Origin of the sequence: Priestia sp. RMT2NF4 (genome assembly GCF_047872835.1) — a bacterium.
In the GTDB taxonomy this organism is placed as follows: Bacteria; Bacillota; Bacilli; order Bacillales; family Bacillaceae_H; genus Priestia; species Priestia zanthoxyli.
Genome location: NZ_JBLQZO010000002.1, coordinates 342739 through 359541 on the forward strand (window position 1 = coordinate 342739; position 16803 = coordinate 359541).

General features: G+C 38.8%; 18 protein-coding genes. 4 read left to right on the plus strand and 14 right to left on the minus strand.

Features of this window, described 5'->3' with window-relative positions:
- Nucleotides 1-35: 35 nt before the first annotated feature.
- Nucleotides 36-791: an alpha/beta family hydrolase gene (locus ACMX9J_RS10965; RefSeq protein WP_416225808.1), complete on the minus strand. Its 756-nt coding sequence runs from the start codon at nucleotides 789-791 to the stop codon at nucleotides 36-38.
- 214 nt (nucleotides 792-1005) lie between these two features.
- Nucleotides 1006-1896 (minus strand): YitT family protein, encoded by an 891-nt coding sequence (locus tag ACMX9J_RS10970; RefSeq protein WP_013058693.1) that lies wholly within the window; start codon nucleotides 1894-1896, stop codon nucleotides 1006-1008.
- Between the two features lie 260 nt (nucleotides 1897-2156).
- Here ACMX9J_RS10970 and ACMX9J_RS10975 point away from each other — a divergent pair, with 260 nt between their 5' ends.
- The 3 genes from ACMX9J_RS10975 (at nucleotide 2157) to ACMX9J_RS10985 (ending at nucleotide 4533) form a co-directional block, all read left to right on the plus strand.
- Nucleotides 2157-2966, plus strand: a complete 810-nt coding sequence (locus tag ACMX9J_RS10975) for a DUF4397 domain-containing protein (protein ID WP_416225809.1) — start codon at nucleotides 2157-2159, stop codon at nucleotides 2964-2966.
- The gene (locus ACMX9J_RS10980; RefSeq protein WP_028415098.1) at nucleotides 2963-3586 is read left to right on the plus strand and encodes a class F sortase; all 624 of its coding nucleotides are present in this window, start codon (nucleotides 2963-2965) and stop codon (nucleotides 3584-3586) included. The genes ACMX9J_RS10975 and ACMX9J_RS10980 overlap by 4 nt, the downstream gene beginning before the upstream one ends.
- A gap of 128 nt (nucleotides 3587-3714) precedes the next feature.
- On the plus strand, nucleotides 3715-4533 hold the full coding sequence (locus tag ACMX9J_RS10985) for a glycerophosphodiester phosphodiesterase family protein (protein WP_063248349.1): 819 nt from the start codon (nucleotides 3715-3717) through the stop codon (nucleotides 4531-4533).
- Between the two features lie 27 nt (nucleotides 4534-4560).
- Here ACMX9J_RS10985 and ACMX9J_RS10990 read toward each other — a convergent pair whose 3' ends face one another.
- The 12 genes from ACMX9J_RS10990 to ACMX9J_RS11045 form a co-directional block, all read right to left on the minus strand.
- On the minus strand, nucleotides 4561-5247 hold the full coding sequence (locus tag ACMX9J_RS10990) for a hypothetical protein (RefSeq protein WP_028415100.1): 687 nt from the start codon (nucleotides 5245-5247) through the stop codon (nucleotides 4561-4563).
- Nucleotide 5248: 1 nt separating this feature from the next.
- Nucleotides 5249-6091 (minus strand): ATP-binding cassette domain-containing protein, encoded by an 843-nt coding sequence (locus ACMX9J_RS10995; protein WP_416225810.1) that lies wholly within the window; start codon nucleotides 6089-6091, stop codon nucleotides 5249-5251.
- A gap of 119 nt (nucleotides 6092-6210) precedes the next feature.
- Complete coding sequence (locus ACMX9J_RS11000) at nucleotides 6211-6720, minus strand: GNAT family N-acetyltransferase (RefSeq protein WP_033579864.1); 510 nt, start codon at nucleotides 6718-6720, stop codon at nucleotides 6211-6213.
- 35 nt (nucleotides 6721-6755) lie between these two features.
- Nucleotides 6756-7961: a TolB domain-containing protein gene (locus ACMX9J_RS11005; protein ID WP_325075028.1), complete on the minus strand. Its 1206-nt coding sequence runs from the start codon at nucleotides 7959-7961 to the stop codon at nucleotides 6756-6758.
- Between the two features lie 101 nt (nucleotides 7962-8062).
- Nucleotides 8063-8881: a membrane protein insertase YidC gene (yidC, locus tag ACMX9J_RS11010; RefSeq protein ID WP_014458568.1), complete on the minus strand. Its 819-nt coding sequence runs from the start codon at nucleotides 8879-8881 to the stop codon at nucleotides 8063-8065.
- 505 nt (nucleotides 8882-9386) lie between these two features.
- Nucleotides 9387-10766 (minus strand): sucrose-specific PTS transporter subunit IIBC, encoded by a 1380-nt coding sequence (locus ACMX9J_RS11015; RefSeq protein WP_028415103.1) that lies wholly within the window; start codon nucleotides 10764-10766, stop codon nucleotides 9387-9389.
- Nucleotides 10767-10944: 178 nt separating this feature from the next.
- Nucleotides 10945-11772, minus strand: a complete 828-nt coding sequence (locus ACMX9J_RS11020) for a PRD domain-containing protein (RefSeq protein ID WP_033579862.1) — start codon at nucleotides 11770-11772, stop codon at nucleotides 10945-10947.
- Nucleotides 11773-11809: 37 nt separating this feature from the next.
- Nucleotides 11810-12307 carry a PTS sugar transporter subunit IIA gene (locus ACMX9J_RS11025; RefSeq protein WP_028415105.1) on the minus strand — a complete coding sequence of 166 codons (498 nt, stop codon included), beginning with the start codon at nucleotides 12305-12307 and terminating at the stop codon, nucleotides 11810-11812.
- 234 nt (nucleotides 12308-12541) lie between these two features.
- Nucleotides 12542-12739 carry a hypothetical protein gene (locus ACMX9J_RS11030; protein ID WP_372452798.1) on the minus strand — a complete coding sequence of 66 codons (198 nt, stop codon included), beginning with the start codon at nucleotides 12737-12739 and terminating at the stop codon, nucleotides 12542-12544.
- A 134-nt stretch (nucleotides 12740-12873) separates the two neighbouring features.
- A complete protein-coding gene (locus ACMX9J_RS11035) occupies nucleotides 12874-13500 on the minus strand; it encodes an FMN-dependent NADH-azoreductase (protein WP_028415106.1) in 627 nt (208 codons plus the stop codon).
- Nucleotides 13501-13640: 140 nt separating this feature from the next.
- Nucleotides 13641-14096: a hypothetical protein gene (locus ACMX9J_RS11040; RefSeq protein ID WP_028415107.1), complete on the minus strand. Its 456-nt coding sequence runs from the start codon at nucleotides 14094-14096 to the stop codon at nucleotides 13641-13643.
- 158 nt (nucleotides 14097-14254) lie between these two features.
- Nucleotides 14255-14800 (minus strand): hypothetical protein, encoded by a 546-nt coding sequence (locus ACMX9J_RS11045; RefSeq protein ID WP_325075026.1) that lies wholly within the window; start codon nucleotides 14798-14800, stop codon nucleotides 14255-14257.
- 666 nt (nucleotides 14801-15466) lie between these two features.
- Between ACMX9J_RS11045 and ACMX9J_RS11050 the strand changes: the two genes are divergently transcribed.
- On the plus strand, nucleotides 15467-16633 hold the full coding sequence (locus ACMX9J_RS11050; RefSeq protein ID WP_014458560.1) for an FtsW/RodA/SpoVE family cell cycle protein: 1167 nt from the start codon (nucleotides 15467-15469) through the stop codon (nucleotides 16631-16633).
- The last annotated feature ends 170 nt before the right edge of the window (nucleotides 16634-16803 follow it).

Below are 16803 nucleotides of genomic sequence, written 5' to 3' on the forward strand. Positions count from 1 at the left end.
GTATTATTTCCAAAAAAAGAAAAAAAGTCCGTCAGTTAGTTACTGACGGACTTTTTCATTTGACTGTTTAACCACTTGACCGTTCTTTTTACTAGCTCATCCTGCTGCTCTTTAGGAGAAATACTGGCTTTGTTGTCGCCTTTTTGTTTCCCGTACATTCCAAACTGTGCGTGATTAGCTCCTTTCACTTGGACCAGCTCCGTATTTTTTGAAAGTAAATGCTTGGTTTCTTTCATTTTTTCAGGCGTCGACAAACCATCTTTCTCACCGGTTAAAGACAAAATAGGGTAAGTGGAGGTTGAAAAATCATTTTTATTCATCGGATACGATGCTAAAAGAACTAAGCCTTTTATTGAGTTTTGATGATCATACGCATAAGACGCTGCACTCACTCCTCCAAGGGAATGCCCTCCGATAAACCATGCGGCAATCTTCGGGTAGCTCTTCACAATATCCGTCGCTTTATTTTGACTAAAGAAGCTCATATTAAACGGAGAATCTACAACAGCAACAAGATATCCTTCATTTGCAATTTGCTGAGCATAATAGCCATATGCTAACGGCTCTACTTTAGCACCTTGATAAATAATATAGCCGGCCTTTATCTCTTTGTTCGTTTGAGGCTTAAATACGTAATAATCGTCTTTTTTCACTACTTTTTTCTCATCTACCAGTGAGTGAAGCTGTTTTGAAGGTTCATAATCAAAACCCGACCATATAACAAAAAAAGCCGCGGTTACTGCAACAAGAACGGCAAGACTGACTCCTAGTATTTTTAACGTTTTTTTCATGTCACTCCCTCTTTCTGTTTTTTTACTATGTACTCTTTTTATATCTTTTAGACATTTTACATGTTTGTTTCAAAGACATACAAGAAAAAAGAGGGGCTCAATATGCATGAAGCAGCAAAAGTAACGTAAACCATTACAAACAATCAAGCAGAGAAAGCTAAAAATTCGGCTGTAAGCTATAATAAGGGGCAGTCTCATTAGCAGACAACCTTCATTAATGAATATCTCGTTTCTTAAACCTTCCTCCCCTGACTTCAGCAATAGCTGCTACAGCAAAAAAAGCAGATGGATCTATCTCATCGATAATTGCTTTTAACTTTGCTTCTTCAAGCCTGGTAATAACACAAAAAATCACTTTTTTATCATCTCCCGTATACGCACCTTCCCCGTTTAAATACGTGACGCCTCTCCCTAAACGAGCAAGGATTGCTTCACCAATTTGTTCATATTGTTCGCTAATAATCCAAGCTGACTTGGACTCATCTAAACCTTGAATCACAATGTCAATCGTTTTAAAAGCAATGAAGTAAGCCATTAAAGAATACATAGCGCGGTCCCAGCCAAATACAAAACCGGCACTTCCCAAAATAAATAAATTAAAAAACATAATCGTCTCACCTACGGAGAACGGCGTACGCTTATTAAATAAAATAGCTAATATCTCGGTGCCGTCTAAAGAACCTCCGTATCGAATAACAATTCCTACTCCCACACCGAGAACAATTCCGCCAAACACAGTTGCTAAAAGAGGGTCGCCTGTTAAGACCGGCAAGTCGTGAAAAATAGAGGTAGCAATGGATAGAATGATAACACCTAATAGCGTAGATAGCGCAAATGTTTTTCCAATTTGCTTGTATCCAATAAAAAAGAATGGAAGATTTAATACGAAGATATAAAAGCCGATTTGAACATCCGTTAAGTGGGATAAAATAATAGATATACCTACAATTCCACCGTCAATAACCTCATTAGGGACAAGAAAAAATTCTAGCCCGACGGCCATTAAAAGGGCCCCGACTAAAATAAATAGCATACGCTTTACAATCATTTTAGCTGATAGCGAACGATGAACAACCTTTTTTATTTCATGATTCGTTTGCAGCACATAACTTCCCCTCCTTTTTGTGATAGAGACATCAATTACTAACTAAACGCTCTATTTTAATATTATCACAAAATTCAAACTATTTATCTGCTCTTTTACAAAAATTTCATCTAATGAAATAAATTATGCATATATTGGATAAAATTGTAGATGATAACAAGTGAATAAATGCCCGAGTACGTTCAAAAGTGAATGCACCCCGACCACTTTTCATACGGGATTAACAGGACAAACTTAGATTAAAAGGAGAGTAAAACGTTATGAACCGTGTAAAGATTATTGCTGCTTCTTTACTCGCAGTTTTATTGCTAGCTTTTTCAGATAATTTCACTTCTGCAGCTGTGCAGGAGGCAATGATACGAGTTGTGCATGCATCACCTGATGCACCTGAAGTAGATATATATGTGGACAATCAAAGCATCGTAGTCGGCGCATCGTTTAAAGATGTGACAGATTACCTTAAGGTACCTGCGGGGTCTCATAAAGTAGAGGTATATGCTATAGGTACAAAAGGAAAAGAAAAACCTGTCATTTCCACTAATGTAACCGTCGAAGCAAACAAAGCCTATACCCTTGCTGCTATTAACCAAGTTGCACGCTTAGAATTAAAAGTAGCTCAAGATGATATGAACGTAGCTAAAGGAAAGAGTAAAATCCGAATTGCTCACTTTTCTCCAGATGCTCCCGCTGTTAATGTAGGTATTAATCACGGCCCTGCTTTGTTTAAAGACACTGCTTTTAAACAAATGACAAATTATTCTGAAGTAAATGCCGGAACTTATGATTTAACCATCGCAACTAGTCAAGACAATAAAAAAATACTGGAAATTCCAAACCTTAATTTAGAAGCCAACACGGTCTACACGGTGCTCGCTATTAACAAAGCCGACAGCCTTGAAACGCTGTTATTAAAAGATAATACCGCTATGCCTTCCGAAATGCCAAAAACCGGTATGGGCGGTGCTTCAGAGGATAATTATAATTCAATTGTGCCGGTTCTTACTTTATTGGGAATTGGAGCGGTCGCTATATTTGTTGTTCGTCGTCACAGAGGATACGAAAGCGAATGAAATGGATAGGAGGGGTTTTCACCTTTTCTTTTATACTATTCATGAGCAGCTGGTTTGCCCAATCAGCATTTGCAAACAGCTCGACGGATTTTGTTGTGAAGATGGCTGAAACAAAATCGGCTCAATCCTTGAAATCTTCAGGGACCGCTTCTACACCTCTTCCATCTCAGCTTATTATTCCGAAGCTTCATATCAAGGCTTTTATAAAAGGAATGGGCCTTACTAATCAAGGTGAAATGAGCGTTCCTGATAACGGTCATGATGTAGCATGGTTTAAGCTTGGAGCAAGACCCGGAGAGGAAGGAAATGCGGTCATTGCAGGACATGTTGATGACCAAAAAGGACCCGCTATCTTCTATCATCTCGACAAGCTCACAAAAGGAGATGAAATTTTTGTAACCGATCAGCAAGGTCAGCAGCTGGCCTTTGTTGTTACCAATAAAGCTTCTTACCCCCGAGAGTCTGCTCCTATCAGAGAGATTTTCGGTCCAACTTTTCAACACCAGCTTAATTTAATCACCTGTACGGGAACATTTGATCATAAACAGAAAACTCATGAGCGCAGACTCGTTATTTATACAAGCCTCCGCCCGGAAAAAACAGCCGATGTTTCTCACTAAACATCGGCCTTTATTACTTTTAATTACACACTGGTTCGTTTTATTTAAATATTTACACAGCCTTAATATGAACACAACATCTCGCTGGTAAACTAATGCACGACCCCTCAATAAAAAGGAGTTTTGATATGAGACGAAAATGGTGGTTTGTAAGCTCACTCACTTTTTGTTTATGCGGTATTTTTATGTTTATACATACGCAGGCAGCTTCTACTCAAGCAGAAAAAGTAGCCATTATTGCTCATCGAGGCGCATCAGGATATGAGCCAGAGCATACGATGCAATCTTATCTCGCTGCCGTACAGCAAAAAGCGGATTACATTGAACTTGATCTTCACATGTCTAAAGATCAGCAGCTTGTAGCCATTCATGACTACAAAGTTGACCGCACGACAAATGGAACAGGATATGTAAAACAGTATACAGTGAAGCAGCTTCAGCGTTTGAACGCAGGAAAAGGTCCTAAAAAAGCCGTCATTCCAACTTTAGAAGAAATATTCCGTAAGTTTGGCAATCGAACAAACTATTATATTGAAACAAAATCTCCTCATGAATATCCAGGTATGGAAAAAGAATTGTTAACGCTGATGGCTAAGTACAACATTCATACCAATCACGTCATTGTACAATCATTTAGTCCTGAAAGCTTAAAAACCGTCCATCGATACCGACCTACTATGAAACTAATTCAACTGATTCGTTCCAAGCAAACCAATATGTTAACAGATCAGCAGTTCAGACAAATTAAAACATACGCGAACGGCATCGGTCCTAACGCAAGCACGCTGACAAAACCATATGTACAAAAAGCTCGCTCGTATGATTTAGACGTCCACCCGTATACAGTAAATGATGAAAAACAAATGAGAACACTTATCGAGTGGGGCGTAACCGGCATGTTTACTAATTACCCGGATCGTCTTTATAACGTGCTTCATAAAAAATAAACACTTGCCGCGGCAAGTGTTTATTCTTTATACATCTCTTCTATTCGCTCGCCACAAGTACAGGCTAATTAATGCTATGGCATAAAGCAAAGCCCAGCCAAACACCAAAAATTTATTTAATCCTTCGTTAATAAATTGAATGATTGCAGATACGGGCGGCAGTACATACAGCAGCAGTCCGCCTCCTTGATACGGAAATGAAACACCTGCCGCTGCAAGCGTAATGATTAAAATAAATAGAGGTCCAAACCACGATAAGCTGCCTTCTCTTACAACATCTCTTGTAAAAACAAGACCTATGCTCATACCAAGCAAACTAAACGTCCAGTGAATAATAAACCCAAACACCATTTGCTTAGTGGATATATCCACTTCAAACATATCAAGCAGCACGGGATAGGCAATTGAAACCGCTGATAAAAATGTAAACAGCAGAACACAGCTAATAAGTTTGCTCGTAAAGTACTTATTCTTTTTCCCTACGTGAAGTTTTGTAATAACTTCTTGACTGGAATCTTCCGCGTGAAACAGCGACATTGTAAACCAAGTGGTTAGAAAAAAGAGGAAAAGCGCCGTATTAAAAAAGCTATCAAGCACCGGGTTCGGTCTATATGTATAGTTCATACACAGCGAAATAATATAAAGTGCAAGCGGCGGAATATATCGATACGATTTAATATATGTAATAAAATGATAGCGAATCAATGCACCCATCTTAAATTTCTTCCCTTTCCATATGATATAGCTTTACAACTTCACCTTGAACAGCAAGTAATTCTGCAAGAAACTCGTTTACATATTTTTTATCTATATAAAAAATCCAGTAGTTTCCGTGCTGTTCAATTTTCGTGCACTTTTCTTTTAATAAACGAAGTGGCTTATTAAGAATCACATTTGCCTCAATAACCGTTAAATGCTCAATGAGTTGGACGCGCTCATTTTTTAAAATGCGCTGTGACCCAATAGTGATAACACGATCTGCTACAGCATGTATGAGCCTTTCTTCATGACACGTAAATACAATGGTCATCCCTCGTTCTTTTAGCTTTGTAAAAATTCGTTCTACTTCTAGCTGAGCACGCGCATCTAATCCTGATAGAGGTTCATCGAGCAATAGCAGCTTAGAAGAACTCAGCAGTGCTTGCATCATGTTGACTTTTTGCTTCATTCCTTTTGAAAAAGAAACGATTTCTTCATGTCTAAACTCTACCATTTCGAAAGTTTCGAGCAGCTCTTCAATTCTAGAGATGCGCTTTTTCTTAGACAATCCTTGAATTCGTCCCATGTGCTGCAAATAACCTGCTAGGGTAAAACGCAGCTCCTGAGGAAATTGCTCTACCACAAATCCAGGCGTACCGGTTTCTTTATCAAGGTGAATTGTTCCTTTAGTCGGTTTAGATAATCCGCCAATTAGCTTTAAAAACGTACTTTTTCCCGCCCCGTTTTTTCCAACAATCGCAACAGTCTCTCCTTTATAAAGGGTCGTATGAATGTTTTCTAATACGGTATGTTTTTTGTATACTTTTGCAACATTTTTTAATTCAATCAGTTTTTCCATCCGCTGCCTCGCCTCTCCATAATCCTATATGTTAAATCATAGCATATTTATGGGGAATGTGCTTCCATCTCTATACGTTTCAGCTAAATTTTTCCCGTACAAAAAAGCCTTTGATATGGTCAAAGGCTTTTTATAGACAATACCATATGCTCTTCATCAATAAATTCACCATCTACTTGAAGAGCTCTTTTTTCATACGCATAAGAAGTAAAACCGAGGCTTTTGTATAGGGCTTTTGCCCCTTCATTTTTAGCAGCGACAGCTAGGTAGATTTGCAAAACATTCGTTTTGGAAAAAGCTTGTTCAACAGCGGCTTTTAACAGCTTCTTCCCAAGACCTTTCCCCCTTGCTTCAGGGGCTACGTACATGCCCCAAATATCTCCTTTATGCTGAACTTTTAAAGGCTTTTGCTGCTGAAACCCTACAATCCCTACAAGCTGGCTTTCCATAAAAGCTCCTACTACAAATTCTGATTGGCTGCTTGGAAAATAATTTCTGATATCAGCAATTTCTTTTTCATATTCTTCTTCATAACTTAAAATAAAACTTTCGGGATGATCTTTTAAAGCACGAAGACGGAGTTCAAAGTACACGTCAGCGTCTTCTTTTGCCAACAATCGTATATTCATCTTTTCACCTTAGTTTCTTATGTTTTAATTAGCTATTAAGGACTGTACACGCTAAATACTTCATTCCACCGATACAGCTCATAATAATTTCCCGGCAGGTCTAAATCTGAAATGAGTACCTTGTCATTTTTCGTATCTTTTACGCGTGTTAAAAGATTTGCTTGTTTTCGATTTGTACGAATCCACATCGTTTGATTCGTTGCTTTATGATAAACAGGCGCGTAATCGCCTAAGCCTTTTTGCGGAAATGTGAACTGACTTTGCTTATTGGTCTTTACATTCATGCCATATAAAAAAGGCAGCGGCCTCTTTTTTTCATCATTCGACCACCCTGCTTCAGGCACACGTGAAATGATGATGTTATCTTTTTCTGTCCAAGTGAAATCCCAATCTGCGAAGCCTTTTGGCGTAAACACATGTTCTTTAAAAACGGGCATCTCTTTTAAAGTGAACTTTTTATTTTCGGTGGCAAATCTTCCTTCTCCATTAATAAATGCCAGTACTTGCTCTTCATTACTCCACTTAAACCAATTGGGTACATTAAGCATATCTCCCACCACTTGAAAAGCTTTTCCTTCTTTTGTAATGATGCACAGCTTATTTGCATCTGCAGACATCGAAGCCGTTGGAATAGCGATAAAACTAATCCATTGACCGTTAGGAGACCATTTAAAGCTGCTTGTTGTATACGCAAAAAATGAATCATTTTCTGCTGGCAGCGTCGTAAAAGCCTCTACTTTTTTCACATCTAACCCTGCATATTTGCTCACTGTATATAGCTTTACCGGTCCCCATCCCGTGGGCGCCAGCGCAGCAGCTGACGTAATTAAAAATCGATCTCCTTCCGGAAACCATGAAAACTGATCAACTCCTATGGCTACACGCTTCTTTTCATGCGTTTTAACGTTGTAATATACTAAGATTCCATTCGAAATATACGCAAGCTCCTCGGCAACCGGTGACCATTGATAATGAGTCACATCATGTTCAACAAGCAGCGGTTTTCCTTTTAACGGTGCAATCATTAAAGAATCATTTTCTGCATACGCAACTATATCTCCATGTGATGACCATTGAGGCATAGAGGCATGACGGGCATAGGATAACTGCCTTTCGGTACCGTTATCATATACCCATAGGTTTCCTTGCCGTATAAAACTGACCTTCACTGTATTGGCAGCATTTATTTGCATAGGGAACAACATAAGAAAAAGCAGACATAACGCTATTTTTTTCACCATGTTCACTCCTGTCTTTTTTTATAGCGTTACACAAATCTCCTCATCTCATCACATTTTTGAAAAAATAAAAAAGCGCAGCGGATAGCTGCGCTTTTTGTATATTATGATTTTGACTTAGATTTTGGTGATGGCTTTGTTTTAGCTTGTGCTGCATTATTAGCCGCATCTTTTTCTTTTAATAAACTCATACGTTTTTTCAAGTAGTAACCTTGTCCAATTCCGAATAAGTTACCAATTACCCAATATAGTGCAAGAGCAGATGGAAGTGAAATTCCCGCTACTAAGATGAAGATTGGCATAATGTTCATCATCATTTTCATTGGAGGTTGAATTTCATCCGTCATACTTACACGAATTTGTAAGAATGTCGTAATCGCTGCAACTACCGGTAAAATGAAGTAAGGATCTGGCTTTCCTAAACTTACCCATAAGAATGAATGCTGCGCAATTTCATGCGTTCGTGCAATGGCATTATAAAATGCGATAATAATAGGCATTTGAATAAAGATTGGCAAACATCCGCCAACCGGATTAATTTTATGCGTTTGGTAAAGCTGCATCATTTCTTTTTGCTGCTTTTGCTGTGTTTCCGGATCTTTTTTACCAGCATATTTCTTTTGAATCTTTTCCATCTCTGGACGAAGTGCTTGCATAGCCATCGTGCTCTTTTGCTGTTTTAAAATAAGTGGCAATAGAACTAAACGAATGATAACCGTTGCAATAATAATAGACAGACCATAGCTTCCGCCTGCCCACTCAGCAATTTTCGTTAATGCCATAGATAAAGGGTAAACAAAATAATGATCCCAGAATCCGCCACTTGTAGCCGTAACCGGTGTTTTTGTACTGCTACAGCCGGCTAGAGCTAAAAGAAGCGCTCCCATTAAACCAAGCAATAATAATTTTTTATTTCTTTTCATATTCTTTCCTCCTAATAATGACTAAATGTATGAAGTGTTTTTCAGAAGGAAAGGATCTTCTTCATCATTATTCTTCTCTTTAACTGGTGTTTTTCTATACACATGTATAAATACATTTCGTCTTTTCCATATCGTTAATACTGAAGGATCGATCCCTGCATTCACATGGTCAGTGACAGGTTCCGCATGAAAAGCCGTAAACCTAGCTTCACGAAGCATATAATAACAAAGGATGTATAAAACGAAAGCAGATAAATACGGCGCATATAGAAAAAGATCGTGATAAAATTCCATGTGCCAGCTCTCTTTCTGACTATAATAGTACAATCCAATATATGTAGTGTAGCATTTACGTTCCTGTTACACAACATCAACTTATCTCTTTGACTGTTCTACGTATTACTTTTTAAAAAGTTTCATATTTACGACACAAAATTTGCTCATCATAAAATATGATGAGCAAATCTAATCCCATTCTCTATTCTCGTATGCTTAGCGCTGGTTCTCAGTCTTCTTTTAGTTTCATGAACCACGTAACGCCGAATGCTACACCCACAGAAATAATCATACCGATGATATAGTGAATTAAATTGCTCATACCAAGCGGTGCGGCGATTGCCATCATTGGAATACCTGTGAGTCCGTATGCATTGGCTACTACGTGCATAAGTACAACATAGCCTCCCCCGGCTGCCCCGCCTATAGCCGCAGCAATAAATGGCTTGCGAAGCCGTAAGTTGACGCCAAAAATAATCGGTTCTGTAATTCCTAAGAAAGAGGAAATAGCCGCCGGAATCGCAATTTTTTTCGTTTTGGCATTTTTCGTCTTAAAGTAAACAGCCAGCCCTGCTCCTCCTTGCGCTACATTCGCGCAGGCCCAAATAGGAAGTAAGAAGTTAACACCAATCTTCGGGTTAGCAAGCAGCCCTGCTTCAATAGCATGAAAACTATGCTGCAAGCCTGTTAATACAATGGTTGAATATAAGCCACCAAACAAAATTCCTGCAAACACTCCGGCTACATCGTATAGAGACTGAAGGCTAATGGAAATTAAATCTCCAATATAACGGCCGAAAGGACCAATAAACACAAGTGACACAAAGCCCGTGATAATAACAGTTAAAAAAGGCGTAACAAGTAAATCAACCGAATTCGGCACAATTTTCCGCAGGCCCTTTTCAATTTTACTCATCACGTAAATAGCTAATAAAATTGGAACGACCGTACCTTGATAGCCAATCAGCGGAATACTTAAGCCAAACAAATCCATATATTCTGGCTTAGCATCTGCTAATGTCCATGGATTTAATAACATCGGATGCGTCAAAATCCCTCCGATAACCGCTCCAAGATAAGGGTTTGAACCAAATTCTTTTGCAGCTGAAAACCCGATTAAAATCGGTAAAATGATAAATGCTGCTCCTGAGAACATGTCCAATAAAACAAATAACGCACTATCTTCTGAGACCCAGTGGAACGCTTTCATCATACCGAGCAATCCCATTAATAAACCGCTTGCTACAATGGCTGGAATAATCGGAACAAAAATATTGGAAAGCATGCGAGCAAAACGGGCAAATGGGTTCATCTTCTTCTTCATTTCTTCTTGGTGATCTACTGGGGCAGCAGCCTCTTCAGCGCCTAATTCTTTAACAAAAGCAGCGTGGATTTTATTAACGAGACCGGTTCCAAAAATGATTTGAAACTGTCCTGAATTTGAAAAAGCCCCTTTTACATCCTCTATTTCATCCAAACCTTTTTGATCGATTTTGCTTTCATCTCGAATAACGAGGCGCAAACGCGTAGCACAGTGCTGGGCACTAGCAATATTTTCTTTTCCACCCAAAAGCGGAACAAGCTTTTTAGCAATTTCTTTTACGTCCATCTTACTTCCTCCTTGTTGTATGTCATAAAAAAAGCAAGACCTAAAACACGCTTATAAAAGACACACTTGTCCTTTATGCGCATTCTAGGTCTTGCCTGCTTTACCAGTCACAATCCCGATTATTCAATTAATACGCTTTCATTGTACTCAATACAACAATATTCGTCAATGCTTTTTTCTATATTCTTTGCTCTATTCGGCAAATGTGAAGCGTGATGTAGCCTAACTCCGCTTCTGGAAAATTAATGTCGTACTCCTCTTTGACAAATTGCTTTATCGTTTCAGCACACTGATACGATTTTTTATATTTGACTTTTAATACGTCGAGCATCTCTTCATCCATCTCATGAAAAGGTTCATTTTGCGCTAAACGATTTAACGCAAAGCGCAAGTGAGTCAGCAGACGCTGATAGGACATGCTGTTTTCATCAATCTCCATATTCAGCTCTTTTTTTATAATCGTAACCATTTCATTAATAATCGTTGTATTCATCATGAGCTGCTGCATTCCCGGTGAATTCAGTTTCGCCGTATGAATATGAAGCGCAATATATCCCGCTTCATCAATCGGCATCGTGATGTCTAACCTCTTTTTGATATGCTGAAGAGCCCACACTCCTATTGCATACTCAGGCTGATAGAGTGATTTAATTTCATTAAGCAATTTATTTTGGATGGAAATTCCGCGGGCTATCCTTTCGACAGCAAAGGATAAATGATCGCTCAAAGCAATATGCACATGATGACTTAGCGTAGCAGAAAGCTGCTGCTCAGCATACGAAATGATTTCTTCCGCCACTTGAATATGCTCTTCAGGAAGATTTTTTAATAGTTCTTGAAACTTTTCCTGTTCTTCTTTCATGACAAAGACTTTCTCCACTTTTGTAGCATTAATAAGATCATTTTTACCTTTTTGAAAAGCGATGCCGGGACCCATCGCAATCTTTTCAACTCCGCCTTCCTTAAAGACAACGGCGTTGTTATTTAACACTTTTAATATCTTCAAATGCGCTCTCCTTTCTTAAAGGAAAAGGCCTTGCTTATTACTTCATCGTTACTTTTGCACAAGCAGTTTCGCCTTTTTGAACCGTCCCTTGAGCCAAAATTTCGAAACTTTCACTTGCATCACTATTTGTAATAACAATTGGTGTGATAATGCTTTTCGCTTTTTCTTGAATAAGCGCTAAATCAAATGTAATAAGAGGTGTTCCTACACTTACTTTGTCACCTTGTGTTACGTGAGCTTCGAATCCTTCGCCTTCCATTGCCACTGTTTCAAGGCCGATATGTATTAATACTTCTGTACCGGCTTCTGTTTTTAAGCCTACCGCATGTTTTGTATGAAAAAGCTGAACGACTTCCCCAGCAACGGGTGAAACAACTTGTCCTTCTGAAGGTTCGATTGCAAAACCGTCTCCCATCATCTTCTGTGCAAACACTGGATCTGGCACTTCGCTGATTGGCAGGATATTACCTGAAAGCGGAGCTAGAACGGTTGTTTCTTTTGATTTTGTCTTATTACCAAATAATTTTTTAAACATCTCAATCACCCTTTTTTAGATTGTACTTGTAGCATACCCCAATGATTCTGCAGAAAAACTTCCCCTATCCTGATGGTACATTAACATGGTCATTATTTAACCATGCTTTTTTTATCTTGTAAATAAAAATGTATAAGCGCTTTTATAAGAAGCACGTTCCCTATGCTGCACTTTATGTAACCCTTTCTACATCTTCTGAAGGGTGGATATTGAATTTTAACCCTAAAAAAGAGGTTAAGACATAAACAAATGAATCCAATCTAAAGACGAATAACTCGTATACATGAGCCGAACCGCTTTTGACACCGCAGTTGATTTCCGTGCAAGACTTCGCTTTCCGCGGGCGGATGCTGAGCCTCCTCGTCGCATACGCTCCTGTGGGGTCTCACCTATTCCGCTTTTCCCGCAGGAGTCTTCGGCTTGCCCTCCCATCAACTGCTAGAAAGACTTACAAACATGAAACCTATGTTCACCGTAACAAAAAAAAACGAACCACTAATCAAACATCTTGATCAGTGGTTCGTTTTTCACTTCGTCTAAAATCCTTTTGTCCCAGCCTCTTGAGATTAGAACGTTGACGCAACTTCTTTTGCTTTTTCAGATGCTTTTGCTAGAATATTGTCTGCTTCTGCTGGCGTGTAAGCCATTCCTTCTGCAACAACCAGTTGGAAATCTTGAACACCAATGAATCCCATTACTGTACGTAAATAGCTTTGAGTAAATTCTAGCTCTGCCGCAGGGCCTTCTGAATACACGCCTCCACGAGCTTCTAGTAATACTACCTTTTTATCTGAAGCTAATCCTACTGGACCATTTTCAGTATATTTAAACGTTTTTCCTGCAATTAAAATGTTATCAATATATGCTTTCATTAGTGGAGGGAAGCTTAAGTTCCACATTGGAGCTGAGAAAATAACTTTGTCAGCTTGTAAAAACTGCTCTACTAATTCACCCATACGCGTTACTTTTTCTAACTCAACAGCTGATAATTCGTCACCAGCTCCAGCTTTTCCCCACGCCGCTAAAACATCTCCGTCGATGAATGGAACTGTTTCTTTATACAGATCAAGCGTTGTCACTGTATCAGTCGGGTTTGCTGTTTTATACTCATCCAAGAAAACCTGTGCTAAACGAGTTGAAAATGATGCTTCATCAACCTGCGGATTTACTTTTACATATAATACATTTGCCATAAATGTCATCTCCTAAAAAGTGTCTATTATCATCAATTCGAGATATTACTAAACAAATTATCTTTAATTCGAGATTTATTATATAACGTCATTTTTTATGCGTCAACCTTTTCGCACAAAAAAACTCCGCAAGCGGAGTTTTATACACATTGAAATTCTCGAATTTGATTTACATCTACCCCAGCATACACCCAGAAAGATCCTGTCCAGCGATATCCTGCAACTGAGCGTCTGCCCACAAAGGTTGGGTAAAACCAGTAAGGTCGACCATTTCTCGGCCATATATAGGTGTATCGGTATAAGCATCCTGAAATAGCGCCTGGATCAACAGCATAAAGCGATGGACCTCCTGAACCTAGCTTTGGTGCAGGTGTAAAACCTGGCGGCGGACTTGAAGGCGGCTGCGCTCCTCCCTGCGGCGGAAACCCTTGGCCCCCTCCTCCAGGTGGCGATGGTGGAAAGCCTTGACCTCCTCCTCCAGGTGGCGGCGGCGGAAAGCCCTGACCCCCTCCTCCAGGTGGAAACGATGGAAAGCCTTGGCCTCCTCCAGGCGGAAACAAATTTTGAAAACGTGGATCGTATTGATATGGATACATACGCACTCCCCCTTTATAATGCTTGCTACGTTACAATATGCATCATAATGAAGATAGGTGAATGTCTACTTTTACCTTCTATAGACTAATGGAACGATGTCAAACTTGTTGAGCTTAAAGGAGGCTTACCCGAAGAAATAATAAATCCAACACGGAAACTACTTGCGTGTTGGATCTGCTTGCGGAAAATATTTTTCAATAAAATTATACAGCCAAAATACGGTAATCAAAATAGGCGCTATCAGAAAAGGATGTTGAACCCACCTTTTCACCAGTACCTTTTCAAATGACGGAATCGATTTTAACACTTGAAATAACGAGCTTCCGCTAAAAATAACGCTCGTTCCTATCAATAAAAAAGGCAGCGAGTTAAATTGATCTATCCACATGCTCATAGAGATATAAAAACTAACACTCGTTCCTATGCCCCCCATTATTCCGCTTAAAATACTTTTTACCGAAAAAGGAATCCCCACAAACCATCCGGCTCCTAGTCCTGCACACCCTGCTAAAATGCTAGAAAAAAGCAGCGGCTGCTCAAGCCAGAGACATGCATTCACTCCAACCACTAAGGTGACATGTATTCCTACGTGAAGGGAAATTCTTTTGCCAACAGGCTCTGAAACATAATGATGGTAGCGCCCGCTATAAAAAATTGTCCACCATAATAATAAAAATGCTGTCACACTTGCCCCTATAATCATAAACACACCTCTCTACGTTATGATTCTATTAATCTCTATCTATTATTTTCCTAATATCCTGTGTCTCTTATTCGGTAATCTACCCTATGCCTTCCATACGTTCACCAGTAAGAAAGTAGACTATGACTGTTTACTTGTAGGGAGCTAAGAAGTTGAATGTCTGCATGTAGAAAAAGATAGTGTAGAACACTTTCTCTTACCTTTACTATTATTCATATGTATAGCTTGCTAGATTTAGTCCTTGCAGTTTAGAATTTTTCAGTCGTTCATATGAAACTATTTGCCCCTTTCTTTCGTTATATATATACATGTTTCTTTATCTTTTCACGTGCAAAAAAAGATAAATTCCTATAATATGTTTTCATATTAACCTTTAAGGAGATAAAGAAGATGAATTGAATAAATCCTTACAAATAGAGTTTTTAGAAAAAAGAAATTGTTATCATTTCTCCTATTTATGTTATAGAATAATTCATGTATAATAAAAGGCTGTATGGTAACGCAGCTTGCGACATATCTTTTCTTACTTTTAGCAAGTCTATATTCAAAGCAAAAACTGCAAAGCGGGGTTAGTGCGACTCTTCATTAATCGACTTTGCATTAAAAACCAGCATTTTTCTTTTATCATAAAGAAAGAATGAGATTTAATAGTGACAGGTGAATAATATGGGTGAAAATCAAAGAAATGTTAGTAGATTTGACTGGAACTTGGCTTTCCTAATCTTCCTATTGTTTTGCGTAAGCGTTGTGGCAATCCATAGTGCTGAAAAAATTGGGCAGTATGATAAGAACTTCGTAGCGCAACAAGTTGTTTTTTATATTATTGGAATGGTGATTATAGGATTTGTCATGCGTTTTGACTCCGATCAGCTTCAAAAGCTAACGTGGGTTTTTTATGGATTTGGGAACTTTTTATTGCTTCTTTTACTAGTGGCTCCTTCAAGTATTGCCAGAGAAATTAACGGGGCAAAAAGTTGGTTCACACTTCCCGGCTTCTCGTTGCAGCCATCAGAGTTTATGAAAGTGTTTTTGATTATCACACTGAGTACGGTCATTGTTAAACACAATGAAAAATATCGTATCCGAACAGTAAGAGAAGACTTTTTACTGCTTGGTAAACTAGGCGCTGTACTTGCTTTACCTTTATTGTTAATCATGCAGCAGCCTGACTTAGGTACCGCTCTTGTGTTCTTAGCAATCACAGTTGGACTTGTATTTGTTTCAGGCGTAAGCTGGAAAATCATCGCGCCTGCATTTTTAGGTATTACAGCGGTTGGTTCTGTTATTTTGGGACTTGTTGTTTATGCACCTAACTTATTAGAAAAGTATTTAGGGGTTAAGCAATACCAATTTGGACGTATTTATTCTTGGCTTGATCCTGAGTCGTATAGTTCGGGAGAGGGCTATCATTTAAAGAAATCGTTAGATGCGATTGGGTCAGGAATGGTAAACGGTAAAGGGATCGGAAATGGAGTTGTCTATTTGCCAGAAGGACAGACCGACTTTATTTTTGCGGTTATTGGAGAAGAGTTTGGCTTTATAGGCGCCAGCATTGTTATTAGTCTTTTCTTCGTACTCGTTTATTACTTGATCAAGCTAGGGCTTGAAACAAAAAATGAATTCAATTCTTACTTATGTGTAGGCGTTATTTCAATGCTTACGTTCCACGTATTTCAAAATATCGGTATGACCATTCAAGTCTTGCCTATTACCGGAATTCCACTTCCTTTTATTTCATATGGAGGTAGTTCACTGATGGGGAACATGTTTGCAATGGGTCTGATGTTTGGAATCTCATGGCATCACAAACGCTATATGTTTGGAAATGATTAAAGAGAGACAATGGTCTCTCTTTTTTCTTTTATCTCCCTATTAAGCATGCTACAATAAAGAAAACGCTTTCAAAATCTGTTTTAAAAGGAGTAGATATGCATGCTTGATTACCAATATCGTCGCAAAGCCTATGCTATTTTGTTAAAACAGACATCCGCACCTTCATCTAC

What these genes read in the sequence shown, in the direction of transcription:
- ACMX9J_RS10965 (WP_416225808.1), bottom strand. Translation starts at nt 791, where the DNA reads ATGAAAAAAACGTTAAAAATACTAGGAGTCAGTCTTGCCGTTCTTGTT.
- ACMX9J_RS10975 (WP_416225809.1), top strand. Translation starts at nt 2,157, where the DNA reads ATGAACCGTGTAAAGATTATTGCTGCTTCTTTACTCGCAGTTTTATTG.
- ACMX9J_RS10980 (WP_028415098.1), top strand. Translation starts at nt 2,963, where the DNA reads ATGAAATGGATAGGAGGGGTTTTCACCTTTTCTTTTATACTATTCATG.
- ACMX9J_RS10985 (WP_063248349.1), top strand. Translation starts at nt 3,715, where the DNA reads ATGAGACGAAAATGGTGGTTTGTAAGCTCACTCACTTTTTGTTTATGC.
- ACMX9J_RS10990 (WP_028415100.1), bottom strand. Translation starts at nt 5,247, where the DNA reads ATGGGTGCATTGATTCGCTATCATTTTATTACATATATTAAATCGTAT.
- ACMX9J_RS10995 (WP_416225810.1), bottom strand. Translation starts at nt 6,091, where the DNA reads ATGGAAAAACTGATTGAATTAAAAAATGTTGCAAAAGTATACAAAAAA.
- ACMX9J_RS11000 (WP_033579864.1), bottom strand. Translation starts at nt 6,720, where the DNA reads ATGAATATACGATTGTTGGCAAAAGAAGACGCTGACGTGTACTTTGAA.
- ACMX9J_RS11005 (WP_325075028.1), bottom strand. Translation starts at nt 7,961, where the DNA reads ATGGTGAAAAAAATAGCGTTATGTCTGCTTTTTCTTATGTTGTTCCCT.
- yidC (WP_014458568.1), bottom strand. Translation starts at nt 8,881, where the DNA reads ATGAAAAGAAATAAAAAATTATTATTGCTTGGTTTAATGGGAGCGCTT.
- ACMX9J_RS11015 (WP_028415103.1), bottom strand. Translation starts at nt 10,766, where the DNA reads ATGGACGTAAAAGAAATTGCTAAAAAGCTTGTTCCGCTTTTGGGTGGA.
- ACMX9J_RS11025 (WP_028415105.1), bottom strand. Translation starts at nt 12,307, where the DNA reads ATGTTTAAAAAATTATTTGGTAATAAGACAAAATCAAAAGAAACAACC.
- ACMX9J_RS11030 (WP_372452798.1), bottom strand. Translation starts at nt 12,739, where the DNA reads ATGGGAGGGCAAGCCGAAGACTCCTGCGGGAAAAGCGGAATAGGTGAG.
- ACMX9J_RS11035 (WP_028415106.1), bottom strand. Translation starts at nt 13,500, where the DNA reads ATGGCAAATGTATTATATGTAAAAGTAAATCCGCAGGTTGATGAAGCA.
- ACMX9J_RS11040 (WP_028415107.1), bottom strand. Translation starts at nt 14,096, where the DNA reads ATGTATCCATATCAATACGATCCACGTTTTCAAAATTTGTTTCCGCCT.
- ACMX9J_RS11045 (WP_325075026.1), bottom strand. Translation starts at nt 14,800, where the DNA reads ATGATTATAGGGGCAAGTGTGACAGCATTTTTATTATTATGGTGGACA.
- ACMX9J_RS11050 (WP_014458560.1), top strand. Translation starts at nt 15,467, where the DNA reads ATGGGTGAAAATCAAAGAAATGTTAGTAGATTTGACTGGAACTTGGCT.